Annotated in this window: 16 protein-coding genes; 5 read left to right on the top strand and 11 right to left on the bottom strand. The window is 45.3% G+C overall.

Going from position 1 to position 16,154, the window contains the following annotated elements; all coding sequences use genetic code 11:
- Positions 1-297: 297 nt before the first annotated feature.
- Positions 298-1,887: an FMN-binding glutamate synthase family protein gene (locus tag MHUN_RS00250; protein WP_011447120.1), complete on the bottom strand. Its 1,590-nt coding sequence runs from the start codon at positions 1,885-1,887 to the stop codon at positions 298-300.
- Positions 1,888-2,150: 263 nt separating this feature from the next.
- On the opposite strand from MHUN_RS00250, the gene MHUN_RS00240 reads away from it, so the two are divergent.
- Positions 2,151-2,669, top strand: coding sequence for a ferritin (locus tag MHUN_RS00240; RefSeq protein WP_143709298.1), 519 nt, complete (start codon positions 2,151-2,153; stop codon positions 2,667-2,669).
- 28 nt (positions 2,670-2,697) lie between these two features.
- Here the strand turns inward: MHUN_RS00240 and MHUN_RS00235 are convergent, their stop codons facing one another.
- A complete protein-coding gene (locus MHUN_RS00235) occupies positions 2,698-3,435 on the bottom strand; it encodes a hypothetical protein (RefSeq protein WP_011447118.1) in 738 nt (245 codons plus the stop codon).
- 49 nt (positions 3,436-3,484) lie between these two features.
- Between MHUN_RS00235 and MHUN_RS00230 the strand changes: the two genes are divergently transcribed.
- A complete protein-coding gene (locus tag MHUN_RS00230; RefSeq protein WP_011447117.1) occupies positions 3,485-3,844 on the top strand; it encodes a hypothetical protein in 360 nt (119 codons plus the stop codon).
- A gap of 44 nt (positions 3,845-3,888) precedes the next feature.
- A complete protein-coding gene (locus tag MHUN_RS00225) occupies positions 3,889-4,749 on the top strand; it encodes a hypothetical protein (RefSeq protein ID WP_143709297.1) in 861 nt (286 codons plus the stop codon).
- A 252-nt stretch (positions 4,750-5,001) separates the two neighbouring features.
- Here MHUN_RS00225 and MHUN_RS16960 read toward each other — a convergent pair whose 3' ends face one another.
- From MHUN_RS16960 to MHUN_RS00180, 9 genes are all read right to left on the bottom strand, one after another.
- Complete coding sequence (locus MHUN_RS16960) at positions 5,002-5,676, bottom strand: ArsR/SmtB family transcription factor (protein ID WP_011447115.1); 675 nt, start codon at positions 5,674-5,676, stop codon at positions 5,002-5,004.
- On the bottom strand, positions 5,669-8,419 hold the full coding sequence (gene alaS, locus MHUN_RS00215; RefSeq protein WP_011447114.1) for an alanine--tRNA ligase: 2,751 nt from the start codon (positions 8,417-8,419) through the stop codon (positions 5,669-5,671). Before alaS ends, MHUN_RS16960 begins: the two co-directional genes overlap by 8 nt.
- 19 nt (positions 8,420-8,438) lie before the next feature.
- Positions 8,439-8,792 (bottom strand): SWIM zinc finger family protein, encoded by a 354-nt coding sequence (locus MHUN_RS00210; RefSeq protein WP_011447113.1) that lies wholly within the window; start codon positions 8,790-8,792, stop codon positions 8,439-8,441.
- On the bottom strand, positions 8,789-9,526 hold the full coding sequence (locus MHUN_RS00205; protein ID WP_011447112.1) for a Nif3-like dinuclear metal center hexameric protein: 738 nt from the start codon (positions 9,524-9,526) through the stop codon (positions 8,789-8,791). The genes MHUN_RS00210 and MHUN_RS00205 overlap by 4 nt, the downstream gene beginning before the upstream one ends.
- Positions 9,527-9,557: 31 nt before the next feature.
- Entirely contained in the window at positions 9,558-10,088 is a 531-nt protein-coding gene (locus MHUN_RS00200; protein ID WP_011447111.1) for a hypothetical protein, read from the bottom strand.
- Between the two features lie 2 nt (positions 10,089-10,090).
- Positions 10,091-10,396 carry an MscL family protein gene (locus MHUN_RS00195; RefSeq protein ID WP_048067660.1) on the bottom strand — a complete coding sequence of 102 codons (306 nt, stop codon included), beginning with the start codon at positions 10,394-10,396 and terminating at the stop codon, positions 10,091-10,093.
- Between the two features lie 52 nt (positions 10,397-10,448).
- Complete coding sequence (locus MHUN_RS00190) at positions 10,449-12,344, bottom strand: agmatine deiminase family protein (RefSeq protein WP_011447109.1); 1,896 nt, start codon at positions 12,342-12,344, stop codon at positions 10,449-10,451.
- 47 nt (positions 12,345-12,391) lie between these two features.
- Complete coding sequence (locus MHUN_RS00185; protein ID WP_011447108.1) at positions 12,392-13,483, bottom strand: DMT family transporter; 1,092 nt, start codon at positions 13,481-13,483, stop codon at positions 12,392-12,394.
- Between the two features lie 79 nt (positions 13,484-13,562).
- Positions 13,563-14,393, bottom strand: coding sequence for an ABC transporter substrate-binding protein (locus MHUN_RS00180; protein ID WP_011447107.1), 831 nt, complete (start codon positions 14,391-14,393; stop codon positions 13,563-13,565).
- Positions 14,394-14,539: 146 nt separating this feature from the next.
- On the opposite strand from MHUN_RS00180, the gene MHUN_RS00175 reads away from it, so the two are divergent.
- Together MHUN_RS00175 and MHUN_RS00170 are read left to right on the top strand one after the other, a co-directional pair.
- On the top strand, positions 14,540-15,358 hold the full coding sequence (locus MHUN_RS00175) for a basic amino acid ABC transporter substrate-binding protein (protein ID WP_011447106.1): 819 nt from the start codon (positions 14,540-14,542) through the stop codon (positions 15,356-15,358).
- 121 nt (positions 15,359-15,479) lie between these two features.
- A complete protein-coding gene (locus MHUN_RS00170; protein WP_011447105.1) occupies positions 15,480-16,151 on the top strand; it encodes an amino acid ABC transporter permease in 672 nt (223 codons plus the stop codon).
- The last annotated feature ends 3 nt before the right edge of the window (positions 16,152-16,154 follow it).

The following is a 16,154-nucleotide window of genomic DNA, read 5'->3' as shown; positions in this document are numbered from 1 at the left end:
CCCCTTTACCCCTCACATTCTTATTTTTGGTTTTCAAAGTCCCCGAATAGATCTGTGGCATACAAGATCTCCAGGGCTTTGAGAGAATAATAGCCTATTTGAGAATATCTTCTACAGGGAATGGATAAATGACTGGTTCCGGAATGATATCAAGAATCTTCCAAACAATTCTCCCCGGACAATTTTCAGACAGGCAGGATCAAGAAGACGGGTACCTTCATTCTATCAAAGAAGTATTTATCTATCCCCGCATATTCAGGGAATGTTAGAAAAAAGAGGGATTTTATCGGTTTAATTTTATTCAAGAAGGATATCCCAGGCCTGGTCGCGGTATGATTCCATGACATAGGGGATACCTGAAACTTCTGCTGCTTCTGGAGTAAGGGCCATCAGATCATTTCTGTTCACAGATTTCAGGGAGAAGTTTCTGCTGCCTGCCATGATCTGCTGCATTCCGGTTCTGAATTTCTGTGCATAGGTGTAGATACCAATAGCACCAACCGGAATCTCACTCAGACGGTTTCCATACTTCTCTTTCAGGGTCTCGTAAGTAACGAAGAGTTCAGGGATGGTAGATCCGTACTTGGAGACGGTCTTTGGAAGTTCTCCATCCTTGATCCACTTCTCAATATTCTTTCCAACCATTCCCGGGATCATGAGGGCACGACCCATACAGACAGCTTTGAAGTACGGGGCACCCATGGCGAGGGCCTTGAATGCATTTGCTTCATCGGCAAATCCACCAGCAATGGCAAGATCTGGAACACGCATTCCCTTCTTCTTTAATGCCTCTGCCATCTGGTAGGCAAGGGACTGAATATAGAAGGTCGGAATACCCCACTCATTCATCATAGGCCAGGGGCTCATACCAGTTCCACCAGGAGCTCCGTCGATGGTGAGCAGATCAATCTTTGCTTCTGATGACCAGCGGATCGCCATTGCAAGCTCTTTCATGGAGTAGGCACCAGTCTTCAGGGTTACACGCTTAAAGCCAATACCACGCAGCCGGTCTACTTCCTCCAGGAAACCTTCCTTTGATACAAATCCAAGTCTTGAATGACGCTCAAATTCCTTGATTGCCCCGTCCTTAAATGCGGCGATATTGTCAGCCCGGGTCGGATCTGGAAGAACGATATACCCACGTTTCTTGAGTTCCTGGGCTCGTTCGAGGTTTTTAACCTTGATCTCTCCACCAATACACTTGGCACCCTGTCCCCATTTCAGTTCAATAGTCTCAAGGTTGTGCTTGGAAGCGACGTACTCTGCAGTACCAAGACGGGTATCTTCCACGTTCATCTGAACGAGAAGCTCTCCATATCCCTCGTGGAACTTTTTGTAGGTGTTGATTCTACGGTCCATTTCCGGTGAGGAGACAACCTTCCCATCTGATCCCAGCTTGAGTTCCGGATCGACACCACAGACATTCTCACCACAGACAAGGGTAATTCCTGAAATTGCTGCTCCAACGGCAAAGTGCTCCCAGTTGATTCGTGCAATATCAGTAGAGCCCAGTGCACCGGTGAAGATGGGTACGCGCATCTTTACTTTAATGTCCCAGCCGTAATCAGTTTCAGTGTTGACATCATCAAAAACAGCAGTATCCGGATTTGCTGCAACGCCATCCGGAAGCCCGTTTGCTCCGCAGGCATACCCATGTATATTCAGATGTGAGTAATCAATCGGGTAGTTCTTGTCTGCCCCTGCAGTGACCTCACCAAAAGGCCCGGGATACAGAACTTCTCTTCCCCGAAATGATGCAAGCCATACATCGCAGGCACCTTTACACCCGTCCACACAACGGGAACACATGCCAGACATCGGAACAACATCGCGTGAGCGATTTACAGTCCCGACCGCCTCATTGGAATTAGGACGTTTAAGATTCATGGTAACTTCTCCCTGAGCACAGACTTCTATCTGCACCGGATGAGATGGTCCGGTTAAATCCGAACATGTTATCTTTCTTTGTGAACCGTATAATCCCTTTCCTTCCGTCACTCTTAAAATATATTTGGAAAGTCTTTAAGAGAGAAGTAAGAAGGAAGTAGATTATCAGAGAAAACCCACCTACCTGCATCTTAAAATATGAACACGTCTAATCACCACACATGCCCCCAAAGGTAAAAGGAACTGCTGCTCCTATGGGTAGTATGAATCCAAAAGTCGAAAAAGCACTGAATGAACAGATAAATGCAGAACTCTATTCCGCATATCTGTATCTCTCGATGTCCTCCTGGTTTGACTCAGTCGGACTTCGTGGATTTGCCAATTGGGAACGGGTTCAGGCCATGGAAGAACGGGATCATGCATTAAAGATCTTCGATTATGTTCTGGCCCGCGGTGGTCGTGCAGTAATGCAGCAGATTGAAGCCCCGCAAACTGAGTGGAGGGATGCAAAAGATGCCTTTGAGACACAGATGGCTCACGAGCTAAAAGTAACCAGTCTTATCAATAACCTTGTGAATTTGTCTATTACCGAAAAAGATCATGCAACGGTGAATTTTTTACAGTGGTTTGTAAATGAACAGGTTGAGGAGGAAGAGAATGCACGGACGATCCTGGATCAACTCCAAATGATCAGCCAGGAGAAAGGTGTTGGCCTTCTTTATATGCTGGATAAAGAACTTGGCACAAGAGTCTATACACCACCAGTTACATCCCCCTCATGAAAATTTTTTACCTTTTTGAGTTCCTGATTCAGGTCACCTCAATACGGGTATATGGATCAAACGGATTTGTTCTGACGGCAAGAGAATACAGATACGGATAGTTCCGGTTCAGATATCCCATGTAATGAACCCACTCATAAGCGAGTGCCCGATATACTCTGCTGATATCTCCTGCCAGATGTGCCTGATCTGATGCAGATAGTCGGTCAATAACTTCACGATGACCAAGTTCCGCCGTAAGGTGAAATGCTGCCTGAAGGAGCGCAGTAAAACTCTGATGCTCAAGCATGACCGGGTTTTCCATGAGCCGTAATAGAAAATTGCGCTTTTCTTGTAGAAAATCCTGAATTTCCTTAAAATCTATCTTTTCATGTTGAATCTGAAAACGGTGATCAGATACCACTCTTTCCATAGCTTTCTCATCAGGATGCTCTTTTCCCTGGAGAACAAATGAAGACCCAAAGGCTGTTGATTCAGGATCAGCTTGAATAATCCTTTTCAACAATTCATTTCCGACTTCGGTAAAAAAAATCCCGATAACCATGTTCAATTTTTCAAGACGGGCATTTCTTGCACGACGTGAAAGAAGCTCATTAATGACCAACGTAACAAGCAGGACATTGATGAACAAAAAACCGAACGAGTTGAAGATATACTCAACCGTTCCTGATATATTGTCAATCACGGTAAGTTTTGTGAGATACACAAGAGCAGAACAACTCACCAGAAGGATTCCAAGACGTGCCTGCCAGGGTACTACAACCATGCCTATCTGTTAGTTCTGAGTGCAATACTACTTTCACAGGAATAATAGGATGAGCCATCGATTAGTATTCATGCCTCGTGAACTATCTGAACGCGATATCCAACTCCTCCAGGTTCTCGCTCCTGAATTCTCCGGGGAAATCTGCAATGGTTCGGGGATGCCCTATCGATCGATTCTGCCTCCGGTCGCAAATCATTATGCAACAAGCGCAGAGGATTTTAGGAGACGGGTTGACCGGTTAAGTGCGGATGATCTCAGATATCTCATCGATCTTGTTATGACGGGAGAAGAGAGCCTGCATTGTATTTCTCCGGATTATTATTCAGTATTGGACATGCGAATTGCTGAGGTCCTTGGTGAAGATATAGCCCATACAATACGTGGATTTTATGCAATGACATGTGAATAAAACCATCCATTATGGCAATATAGAAGATGATCAGAATTCTATATATGAAACGATACCTGTTTTTTTTCATCTGCCTTGCCCTGCTCATCTGTGCCACCGGTATTGTGCAGGGATATATCATCACAATTGATACGCCGAAAACTGTTATTAAAGGAAGTCCCCTTTTGGTCACCGGAACAACAACATTTCCAGAGGATTCCTATTTTGATCTGGTTCTTTTCTATTCAAAATATACGGCGGGTGAGGTTGCCAGAACACGGGTGATTGTTGATAAGACTCAAACCTTTCGTGTAGACTTTGATACACGACACCTTGAGCGTGGTCAATACAAGGTAGAAGTTCATAATATCGTATCAGACAATGAAATGTTTGTCGAGCGACAACTGGGTTCATCTTCTATTGTCAGACGAATCATTCAGATTACAGATAGATCTGACGAGATTTCCATCACATCCCCAGTTACACAACCGCTCTCACAGGCGTTAACGATAAGCGGAAGAATGAGAGGAATCGGGGACGGAGTACTTACTATCCGTGTCTTCGGACCTGGTGACTTTACGTACGGGCCCGAACAAGTAATTACTAAAAAGGGGTTTGCTGATAATTCCGGAGATTTTTCAACAACAATTCCGGTACCGTCACCCGGGGAGTACGTGGCAAGTATTTCAGATAAGAACGGTTTTATCGGAGAGTACCAGTTTACCATCACCGGAGCAGATACGAAAAAGACAGAAATCATTACTCCGGCGCCTACTATTGAGACGATCGCAACAACCATTCCTGCAACAACCATCCCTGAAACACCAGTTATTCCTTCACCGACTAAAACACAGGCATCTTCAGGGATCCTTGCAGGAATTCTAAGTCTCTTATGTTTCATCCTGATTACCGGAAAGAAAAGATGAGATTTAAAGGATTTCGATAGTGCCAATATTCCCAACACTATCATCTCCTGGAATGTCAGGAGCAATATACATGAGTGGTCATCCCGGTGTCGGCCATTCTGGGGCAAATAATCCGATAATATACTGAGGCAGGTCAGAACCGTCCATCTTATCAACTATCAGATAATCTGAAGAACCGGAAATTATATTCCGGAAAATTTCTGCAAAACATTACACATTTCGCTCCATGAGCAAAAAAAGGGGATGATATCATTATCTTTTTCGATAGAAATCAAAAATGAGACCGATGATAATTACCAGCACTGCCCCAATGAGAATTCCCTCTGCAAATTCGGGCAGGTGCGGAAATGGCGTTTCAATTTCTTCCAACCACTGGGTGGGACCCGCTAATGGAGCAACTGTTGGAGCGGGTGCCATCTCCATCATCCGATCCGCTGCATAAGAGGCAATATTGGACTCCATCTTCTGGGCGCTGCCTGCTGGCGCAGAATAGTAAAGCGGGGCGGCCTTCTGAGAATGAAACAGAGTGAATGAGGTAAGCAGAACCGCAAGTGCGAGGGGAATTGAAAGCAGTGTTGCACATCTTGCCAGAACCGCTTTTAAATCAAATGATTTCGGTGATACGATAAGAACCTGATCAATAAGCCGGTACACTTTCATCTCACGGCCTTTTACACTATATCTGGTTCTGCTGACCTCAATAAGACCAGCAGATGCAAGGTTTTCCAGATGATACATGACTGTAGAGACAGGAGTTTCAAGTTCCTCTGACAGCATCATCGCAGTGACTTCCCGTCCGGCCATGGATGAGAGGATCTTCCCGGCGGTCTCACTCGCTATGGCCTTTCCGATAAGCCGTGCCTGCTCATCATCCGGAGAGAGCAGCCGGACTTTTTGTACACTGTCTTTTTCAGGTTCTTCAGACATGAAGAGCGCTTTTTATAAAACTCTCACCTGCAGCAAGAGCATCATCAATTTTAGAGACATCTGGACCGCCGCCCTGGGCCAATGTCGGTTTTCCTCCGCCCTTTCCTCCAAGTACAGCGCAGACTGTTGATATGACATCTCCCGCTTTTACTCCTTTCTGCCCGGAAGACACTACAACCCGGGCTGTCTCTCCCCCGGCGACAAGGATGGCAATCCCACCTTTATCAGAGATACCGGTCGCAACTTTGACCAGTTCCGGATTTGGAAGATCAAGCCGTTTCACAAGGACTGAAATTCCATTATAATCAACAGTCTCAAGGTTTTTACTCTCCAATTCACTAATGCGTGAAGAGAGTTTTTCAATCTCCTTTCTCTGCTCCTTCCACTCATCAAAGAACCGTTTGGATGTTGCCGGGAGTGCCTCAACCTGAACTGAAAATGCCTCTGCAGATCGGTTCAGAAGATCTTCCTGATGATGTTTATGCTGGATTGCAGCGATACCGGCGGCAAACTCCAGACGCTCCACTCCATCCTGTACATGCTCAACGCGGATGATAGAGATGGTTCCTATATCACCAGTATGGGCACAATGTGTTCCGGCACAGGCTTCAATATCACCGGCAACCTTGACCACACGAATCCGTGATCCGGGAGGTACACCTCCCTGATACAGACAGAAACCGTATTTCTGTTCTGCATCAGTACGATCTTCCCAGGCGATGGAGGTGGAGCTGTTTGCCATAACCAGGCGGTTTGCAACAACCTCTATCTTTTTAAGCTCTTCAGGAGTGATGTGCTTATAGTGCCTGATATCAATCCGTGAACTATATTCACCCTTTTGGGCACCTGCCTGATGTATATGAGCACCGAGCACTTCTTTTGCCGCATGGAGGAGAATGTGGGTTGCGGTGTGGTGCCGCATCAGAGATAATCTCCGATCCTCATCGAGGATACCACGAATCATGTCCCCTTTTCTTACATTCCCCCCATCGATACGGTGAAGAATTGACTCGCCAAGCTTGATAGTATCGCAGACTCTGACCGTCAGACCATCAGGTGTCAGGAACAAACCGGTGTCACCTGGCTGGCCTCCTCCTTCTGGATAAAAGAGAGTCTGATCGAGGACAACATACTGACCATCGAAGATTTCCAGAACTTTCGCTTCAAACTCCATCGATCCGGGCCGTTCGTAAAATAATTTCCTGGTTTCGGGAAGATGAGCAAGCCGATCTAGATAATCAAACAGCGGGTTCTTCTCCTGGATCTGCTCTGATTCGGAGTGCATATTCGCAATCCGTGAGTAAAAGTCATCAGGAAGATCTACAACCGCTCCCTGAGAAGTTGCAAGATCTTTTACCATGTCAGGAGGAATGCCATGTGAATCATACAACGTGATGATCTCATCAAGCGGAATCTTTTCGCACTTCTTCTTATATGTCTGTGCAAGACGCTCAACTGTCCTGGCTCCCCGTTCCATGGTTGTCCGGTACTTGTCAACCTCACGGTCAACAATCTCCATAACCACATCTGGATCCTGCTCAAACTTTGAAAGACCAATAATCTTCATCTGACGCTCTATCAGATCCCCCAGTTTTTCGTCAGGCAGGTCCAGTTCCCGCATCATCCGGAGTGTTCTTCGAAGCACCAGTCTTGCAAGATATCCATCCTTGGCATTTGACGGAACAATGCAGTCTCCAAGCATGTAGGACAGACATCGGGTATGATCCACGATCGCATAGACACTCTCAACCGGTGCGATCATCTTCTCAAGTTTGTCGGTCGGTATGCCGATCTTTTCTGCAACCTTCTGTCTGAGCTCGAAAATCCGCTGGCCAGATATATCCATAAGACCCGCGAACTTCGCATTCTCTCCAAGAATATGAATGAAGTCCGAATCATGGAGCCGGTGACCAAATCCTGCCTCCTGCATCACATGACTGACCATCTCGGGAAATACAGCATCATAAATAGTGGGTGATCCCTGTGATGCCCAGACAAACCGTTCAAGTCCATACCCCGTATCGACAATCCGAAGAGTCATCGGATAATAGGGTGTTCCTTCAAGTTCAATGGGAGGCTTTTCAGTCTTCTGCTTTCCAAGACTCATGAACACCAACGTTGCAACCTCAAGCCCGCCTATCAAAACCTCCACACTTGGACCTGCATTTCCTCCTCCAATCCACGGGTGTTCCTTATAGGTCACCATCTCCTTATTTGCACCAAGTGACGTCAGGAGCTGATCACAGAGCTCAACCGTGCGATCTTTCCAGTAGATCTCTTTCTCATCAGAGTTGAAGGCATGATGAGCCATCATCTCAAAGCATGTGAGGTGACGCCCTGAACGACCGACAGAATCCAGATCATTGAGACGGATACAGGGCTGAGAGATGGTAAGGGGATTTGCCGGGGGAGGCACTACGCCGCTGGTAACAAATGGCTGAAAATCTGCGATCGATGCAATTGTCAGATAGATATCATCACGCCATCGTGCAGCGACCGGATACCGGTCAATCCGGGTATGCCCCTGCTTCTCAAAAAAGGAGAGATATGCTTCCCGCATTTCATCTACAGTTTTCGCTCTGAAGATAGGATTTCCTATAAATTGGTATGGTTCGCAGGGAGCGTCCCCACATACCATCCGATCAGGATTACGAGTCCAGAATGCCTTTCCACACGAGGAACAAATGTTACGAGTCAGACCTTCAGACTTAAAATATTCAAGTTGATATTCATCTTCCATCATGAAAATTGCCTGCGATGCCTTAGATATCCGTTTGTATTCTATATGGGATAATTCCCTGTTCTTTCAGATCCTGATAATACCAGAGATCTATCAATTCATACCTGCCAATTGCCCGGGCAATACATACTGCAAGTACATGGGCGCAGACGGTGCCCCGGTGAAGAAAATCTTCACATGAACAATAATTCCCCTCAACAACGTATTCCCCCGTCTCTCCAACCACCACAAAGAAATCACGATACCGTTTGACCCGGTCATCATCCACTATTTCAAGGGCTTTTTCTCCCCGATGGCGATAATATCCGGAAATGCGCTTGCGCATCCGCTCATCAAGTATGTTTGTTTCATGCAGAATGTCTATGGGACTTTTCATGAAAGAGAGTGCAACACCGGAAGATCGTCGATGTACTCCCATCCATGTTTTTCAGCAAGAACGCGCATTGCAGGAGATTCCAGAGCATAATGGGTTGACTCCAGAAGAGGAAGAGGTGATGACCGGTACACCGAATGCCGAAGTTCAGCAGAAAGGAATGCATCAGCTCCCAGAGACTGCGCTTCCCTGATGAGCGCACTATCAAACCCTGAACCTGCGGCAATGGCTAATCTCTGTACCTTCTCCACATTTCCCCATATCCGTAAAGGAGCTTTCAATATTCTGACCATCTCCTCTACCGTTCGTACGCAGGTACCGACAAGACCCAGTGACATATTCTCACGCTCAGTCAGACCAAGGAGATCTGCAAGAATATCATTCACTCCTCCTGGTGCATGATCCCAGTTCGTGTGCATCACATACACATTCATCTCCGACTGGAGAATCATCGAGAAAAGTCTGGCATCATCTCCTCCAATAGAAGTCAAAGGAGCCCAGATAGGAGTATGATGAGCAATCAAAAGATCAGATCTGTTCTCAATTGCTTTTCTGACAACCGCAGGGGTAACATCAAGACAGGTACTGATCTTAGTGATATGTTCTTTTCCTTCAATAATCAGACCAATCCTTCCGGAATCAAAAGATTCTGCAAGTTCAGGTGGTGCAAGACCTGCAAGAAGATCAAGAATCTCCTGTCTGGAGGTTCCGGATTTTGAGTGAGGATCATATGTCATGTAATGAGATTGCAGAGCAGAGTAAAAATAATTATGAATAGTATTTTTCTGAAGAGGAGAGCATTCTGAGTTCTTCTTCTCCTTCTTCAATTCTGCCCTGACAGATACATATTGATGCACGAATCAGTCTGGCCATATGAACGTCATCCGAATCTTGTTCTCCTTCAGAGATGATTCTGGAAACGAGACCGAGTGCTTCATCATCCACTGCTGCCTGCATAAGAGCATAGGCATGGGCAACATGGGGTCCGCACCGTCCGGGTTTAAATGAATGAACCTTCCGATCAGGTTCAAACCAATCTTTATGATAGGAATTCCGCCACCCGATCACATTCAGAAGTTGTCCTGCCTGATCAAAAACCATCCATTCAGGTGGAGCATGTAATAGAATATCCTGAAGAAGACGAACTGCCTCATCAATATCCCCCTCTTTTTTAAAGACCTCGAAAAGAGCTTTTTTAAAGACCTGATGAACCGGGGCAGGACGGGTACAACAGAGAGGAGGTGCAATCCTCCCTGCTATCATATACCAGACATCGGGAACAAAATCCTGAAAAGACATTCTTATTTCTTTTCAACCTTCTCTTCTTTCATCACATATTTAGCGACCATAAAGACAACCAGGGCGATGATAATAAAATTAATACATTCTGCCGCAAATGGACCGATGCCAAGCTGGACAGGACCAATCGCCAGGACGGCTTCTTTCCAGTCTCCGGAAGGAGTGATAACACTGACAAAAGGCATAATCAGGTTATCTACAAATGATTTTACAAGAGCAGTTGCAGCAACTCCCATGATAAACGCTATAGCAAGGGCAACTACTTTGTACTCTTTTAAAAAATCAAGAAATTCAGATATCAACGTCATTTGTATCAGAGATACATCCACCGCAAAAGAAAAAGAACCTTTGCATGATATATCATGCAAAAGGCTGCTGCTGCGTCGCACAATGAATCGTTCCAAATCCTTCAACCATGGCTCGTGCCGGTATTCCTATGACTTCACGATCCGGGAAGAGAGGCTGAAGTATCTCAAGAGCACGACTATCATGCTCATCATCAAAAACCGGGACCAGAACTACTTCATTTCCAATATAAAAATTGAGATAACTTGCCGGATACCGGTTTGATTCATCCTTCACGGGATGAGGCATCGGTATTGGGATGACCGTTAAAGGATTATTATTCTGATCGGTTTCTTTAGACAAAATCCTGAAATTTTCCTGTAAAGGAAGATAGTTCTCATCCTCCTGATTCTCCTCAATGGCACATACTACCGTGGTTGGATTCACAAACCGTGCAATGTCATCAATATGTCCGTCGGTATCATCTCCTGCAATACCCTCATGTAACCAGATGATCTTTCTTGCACACAGATATTCACACAGATAATGCTCTATATCGTCCTGGGTGAGATGGGGATTACGATTTGGATTCAGGAGACATTGCCGTGTGGTAAGAACACATCCCCGTCCATTGCTATCAATAGATCCCCCTTCAAGCACGATACCAGGCCTGAATATCTTCATGCCAAGGGTCTGAAATAACTCATGGGTTTTTACCCCATCCAGAATGAGCTCATCATACTTGTTCCCCCATGCATTAAAATCCCAGAATACTGCTGATACATCATGAAGGGCCCGGTTTACTACACATGTCGGACCGAAATCCCGTATCCAGACATCAGAGTAATGAACAATATGGAACCTGATATGTGAACAGTCCACACCCCTGAATGAGAGCATGTGTAGGATTTTCTCCTGATAGGTGGGATCAGCGATGAGAAGTTCAACCCGTTCTGATCGGAGTGAAGAGAGAATGGTCAGGTAGGTCTCTTCTACTGCCTCAAGGTGGGGAAATGTCAGATCATTATATGGCCATGCCATCCAGACAGCATCATGATGCTCCCATTCAGCCGGCATGTGATATCCCTGGTTTGCCGGTGTCAGAGATTCTGTGCTTGATCCGGGTTTTTCCAAAGCAGTGAGTGAGTGATAGGTGTCCGGCCTTCTGTTTCTAAAAAAGCCCCATGCTTCACGGATTGAGGGGCCAAGCGAGAGATCAACTTCTGCAAGAATAATTTCCTCGTCTATATCTCCTTGTACGAGGATCTTTCCAAATGCGTCGCAGATAAAGGAGCCTCCAAAAAAGAAGAGTTCATCCTCCCAGCCACACCGGTTTACCGCAGCGACCGGAATACTGTTCGCGATAGCATGTGACCGCTGAATTACCTTCCATGACTCCTTCCAGTCACCTTCTGCGGGGATCTCGCCCCTGATATGACCGATAGCAGTTGGATAAAAAATGATATCAGCACCATTCAGTGCTACCTCCCGAGCTGCTTCGGGAAACCATTGATCAAAACAGATTAAAACTGCTAGATTTGCATATTTTGTCTTATAAACTCTGTATTCATCGCCAGGGTTAAAATATCCCTTCTCATAAAAGAGCGGATCCTGAGGGATGTGAATCTTACGATATGGCCGAAAAACCGACCCATCAGCATCAATCACCACTGCACTATTATATATTCGATTATCTGAGCTTTTTTCACAAATTGGAACAATCAGAACGCATCCCAGTTCCAATGCCAGTTTACTGAACCGGTAAATCGTAGCGCCATCACATGTGTCGGTAAATGGGGAACTATCAAGTCCGATATGTTGTGGAAAATATGGTGTTGAGAATAATTCTGGAAGGCAGATTATCTGTGCACCACTCTCAGCAGCCTCTCTGATGTTTTCCATGGCATGCTGAATATTCCAGGATTTGTGAGGACTTACAGAGATCTGTATCAGGCCAATTATGCATGACATTGTTCTTATAATTCTCTTTTTATAGAACTAAAGACCTGATCCTCAAATCAGGTTTTATGATCATGGTGATGATGCAGATCCGGTTTATGCGGATGATCATGCGTTATCTCCTTGTGTGCATGGAGATGACTGTGTTCATCGGAAGAAGAGACCGGTGGAGCATAGGGATCATGGACATGATCATGGTGAAGATCAGTGTGAGAATGACGATGATTATGCACCAGCGGAGGGTGATAATGCTGATGTGAATGACTCTCGCTTACCAGCAGATATACCCCAATAACCATGACCAAAAATGCCAGGAAAAAGACCTCATGGAATGGTTCTCGGAACAGAAAGGAGGAGAATAATACTCCGAAAAAGGGAGATAGAGCAAGAAATAAACCGGTTCTGGCGGTTCCTATTGAACGAAGTGCCAACAGGAAGAATACACTGGCAAGCCCTCCATAACTGAAAAAGCCGATCAGTAAGAAAAGAGGAATTTCAAGGAGAGGAGGAGCGATCTCACCTGCCAGAAGGCCTATTACTCCGGTGCAAACTCCAGCAGAAAGTCCCTTAATCATAATACACATAAATGGATCTTTTCCTGAAACCCTCCGACTGATATTGTTATCAAAGGCCCAGAAAAAACACGCAAGAAGAACTCCAAATGCCCCGATGGAAAAACCAAATATTCCCTTTGGATCATATGATAAAATAAGACATGAAAGGGTGATGAATGCCATTGCAGCCCAGATGCGCTTTCCCACCGCTTCCCTGAAGAGAAAGGCAGCCATCAGCCCGGTTGCAACTGACTCAAAATTTAACAGAAGAGAACCGGTTGCTGCCGGGGTAATCTCCATAGAATACATGAGGGTGACTGGTGCAAGAATGCCTCCGAAAAATGACATGCCGGCCAGATAGGGTATGTCAGACCGTGAGACAGGAGAATCAGCAGGAGATGCTCCTCGTCTGATTATCCGCCTACCGGTGATTATACAACACATACCAAGCCCGCTGCCAAGATAAAAGAGAGCAGCAAGCATAAGCGGACCGATATCTGATACGAAATATTTCGTTACCGGAGCACAACTTCCAAAAAATAACGCAGATAGTATAGCATACAGGAGAGGGATATAATCTTTTTTTTGAAAATTCATGATGCATAAAGTCCGTGTCAGAATATTCCTGACAGGTTCATCATGATCAGGTTTATGCTATTCGGAAAAAAGAAATGGATTACTCCATTTTATATTTCTGTTTCAGTGCTTCCCAATCAGGTGAAGCCATGAGTTTCTCAAGGCCTGAATTGAGCTTTTCCAGCAGTTCTGTATCTTCCTTCCGAACAGCAATGCCGAAATCCTCATTCGTCTCAACCATTCCAATCTTTGCAACAGGTTTTCCAGCAATGATGTCATTCATGACCGTACTGTCATACATCACCGCATCAATACGACCTGAAACCAGATCATCAACGGCGAGCGGGGTGTTGTCGTACAATTTCAGATTTTGTGCGGGCATAAGACTCTGATTTACCAGGTTTTCATCGATCCATATTGCTGCAGTACATCCACGCTGCGTTCCGATGACAACAGAACCGTTCTTTACCTGTTCTAATGTTATCGGAGATCCTTCTTTCACAACTACCATCTGGTTGACTGTCCAGTATGGCTTTGAAAAGTTTACTTTTTCTTTTCTCTCTTCAGTAATGGTCATTCCTGCGTAGACGAGATCAATTTTTCCGGCAAGGAGAGCAGGAATTATACCGTCCCAGGCAATGGGTAAAAATTCAACTTCAAATCCCTGATCTTTTGCGATCCATTTCATGGAATCAACATCAAATCCGGTCGCTTTTCCATCAGGTCCGACCATTGAAAATGGTTGATATGCAGCATCTATACCTACCCGGTAAAGGGGAACAGATTCTTTTGCTTGCGATACTTCTTCAGTTGGCTGAACATGTACTTCAGATGATGGAGCAGTCTGCTCAGTAGTCGTACAGCCGCTCATGAACAATAACAAAACCAGTCCAATAAGAGAGACCAGCACCAATCCTTTTCTTTTCATCATTGTTGGATTTGTTGAGCATATACATATGTATTAGGAATTGAATCAGAGGACGTGTCGGGATGTATCCACATGACTTTTAAAGACCTGTTCAGGTAAAGAAAACCAAATGAAAACGGATAAATGAATGGCAGGAAAAACGTTTGTTGATGGACAAAAAGGTTGTATCTGTTCTTATCACATTCTTTGTTCTTATTGGAGTTTGTCTGTGCGGATGTACGGAGAAACCGGCAGAGGAGAAAGGTGCGGTTGTCGCCCCGGAAGCCACAGCAGCAGGTTCCGAGGAGAAGCCAACATATATCGTAGGTATTGACGGGGAATATCCACCGTACAGTTTCATTGACAAAAATGGGGAACCCCAGGGATTTGATGTTGAATCAGTCAAGTGGATTGCCGATGAAATGGGCTTTAATGTCAAGATTCAGGCTATGGCATGGGACGGTATCATCCCCGCTCTGCAGGCAGGAAAGATTGACATGGTCTACTCCGGAATGACCATCACCGATGAACGGAAAGAAGTCGTCAATTTCAGCGACCCATACTGGAAGGTAAACCAGTCAGTAGCAGTTCACGATGACTCAGAGTTCACCATGGATGACTTCATGGCTGGTGCAGGAAAAGTCGGAGCACAGCGCGGGACTACCGGTGCCTTCTGGGCTGAAGACAACCTGGTCAATAAGAGTATAATGACTGCAGATATGCTCGTTACTTATGATAATTTCCCACTCGTTGCAACAGACCTTCAGAATAAGCGGATTGATTTCGCAATATATGACCGGCCACCAATGCTTGATGCTATTGCAGGAAAACCGCTTCATATCATCGGTGAAATTGATACCGGAGAAGAATATGGTATTGCTATCAGAAAGACTGATACTGAACTTCTTGAGACCATGAATGAAGGACTTGTCCGGCTGATGGCATCTCCAAAATGGGATGAGCTTAAGAAGAAGTATGAGATGGAATAAATCAATTCATCTTTTCTTACTACCCATTATTGATTATAAAAGATCCAAGGCCATCTATTGTGGATCTATAAGGGATTGCATCCCGCAAGATCATGATGTCAGGGCCGGAGTTTAACAGATTATGGCATTATCCATTTTAATCGACTGGTTTCCATATCTTTTCAGTGGAATTGTACTGACACTAGGTCTTGTCGCATCTGCCCTTATTATCGGGGCGGGAGTCGGACTTCCCCTGGCTCTGGGTCAGGTCTATGGATCACTTCCTGTACGATCTGCAATTGCAACGTTCGTATGGTTTTTCAGAGGTCTTCCTGTCCTTGTTCTCCTATTTTTATTCTATTTTGGTATATTTCCTGCATTAGGACTGGATTTACCTGCATTCTATGTTGGAGCAGTAGTTCTGGGTTTGTGGGGTGCAGCATATCAGTCACAGGTATTCCGTGGAGCAATCCAGTCAATCTCCGAAGGTCAGATGATCGCTGCTCGTTCACTGGGTATGTCACGGTTTCAGGCAATCAAAAGCATTATTCTACCCCAGGCCTTGAGAATTGCTCTTCCCGGATGGTCGAATCAGTATCCGGAGATATTAACCGAGTCATCTGTCTGTTATGCAATCGGAGTAGCCGAGTTACTCACCCGGTCATCACAAATTGTCTCACAAACCTACGTTACCATGCCAATTTACCTTGCCTGTGCTGTAATTTTTATTCTGCTCAGTTATGCGGGAACTTCATGCATTCATATGGTCGAGAAGAAGATTGCAATACCAGGTTTCGGACCAGGAGGATCATAATCA

Source organism: Methanospirillum hungatei JF-1, from assembly GCF_000013445.1.
Lineage (GTDB): Archaea > Halobacteriota > Methanomicrobia > Methanomicrobiales > Methanospirillaceae > Methanospirillum > Methanospirillum hungatei.
This window is presented reverse-complemented; position numbering and strand designations above follow the sequence as displayed.

Bases quoted from the DNA above. Each gene is read 5' to 3' on its own strand.
- MHUN_RS00180 (WP_011447107.1), bottom strand. From the start codon at position 14,393: ATGATGAAAAGAAAAGGATTGGTGCTGGTCTCTCTTATTGGACTGGTT.
- MHUN_RS00250 (WP_011447120.1), bottom strand. From the start codon at position 1,887: ATGAATCTTAAACGTCCTAATTCCAATGAGGCGGTCGGGACTGTAAAT.
- MHUN_RS00240 (WP_143709298.1), top strand. From the start codon at position 2,151: ATGAATCCAAAAGTCGAAAAAGCACTGAATGAACAGATAAATGCAGAA.
- MHUN_RS00175 (WP_011447106.1), top strand. From the start codon at position 14,540: ATGGACAAAAAGGTTGTATCTGTTCTTATCACATTCTTTGTTCTTATT.
- MHUN_RS00200 (WP_011447111.1), bottom strand. From the start codon at position 10,088: ATGTCTTTTCAGGATTTTGTTCCCGATGTCTGGTATATGATAGCAGGG.
- MHUN_RS00185 (WP_011447108.1), bottom strand. From the start codon at position 13,483: ATGAATTTTCAAAAAAAAGATTATATCCCTCTCCTGTATGCTATACTA.
- MHUN_RS16960 (WP_011447115.1), bottom strand. From the start codon at position 5,676: ATGTCTGAAGAACCTGAAAAAGACAGTGTACAAAAAGTCCGGCTGCTC.
- MHUN_RS00210 (WP_011447113.1), bottom strand. From the start codon at position 8,792: ATGAAAAGTCCCATAGACATTCTGCATGAAACAAACATACTTGATGAG.
- MHUN_RS00170 (WP_011447105.1), top strand. From the start codon at position 15,480: ATGGCATTATCCATTTTAATCGACTGGTTTCCATATCTTTTCAGTGGA.
- MHUN_RS00225 (WP_143709297.1), top strand. From the start codon at position 3,889: ATGAAACGATACCTGTTTTTTTTCATCTGCCTTGCCCTGCTCATCTGT.
- MHUN_RS00235 (WP_011447118.1), bottom strand. From the start codon at position 3,435: ATGGTTGTAGTACCCTGGCAGGCACGTCTTGGAATCCTTCTGGTGAGT.
- alaS (WP_011447114.1), bottom strand. From the start codon at position 8,419: ATGATGGAAGATGAATATCAACTTGAATATTTTAAGTCTGAAGGTCTG.
- MHUN_RS00195 (WP_048067660.1), bottom strand. From the start codon at position 10,396: ATGACGTTGATATCTGAATTTCTTGATTTTTTAAAAGAGTACAAAGTA.
- MHUN_RS00230 (WP_011447117.1), top strand. From the start codon at position 3,485: ATGAGCCATCGATTAGTATTCATGCCTCGTGAACTATCTGAACGCGAT.
- MHUN_RS00205 (WP_011447112.1), bottom strand. From the start codon at position 9,526: ATGACATATGATCCTCACTCAAAATCCGGAACCTCCAGACAGGAGATT.
- MHUN_RS00190 (WP_011447109.1), bottom strand. From the start codon at position 12,344: ATGTCATGCATAATTGGCCTGATACAGATCTCTGTAAGTCCTCACAAA.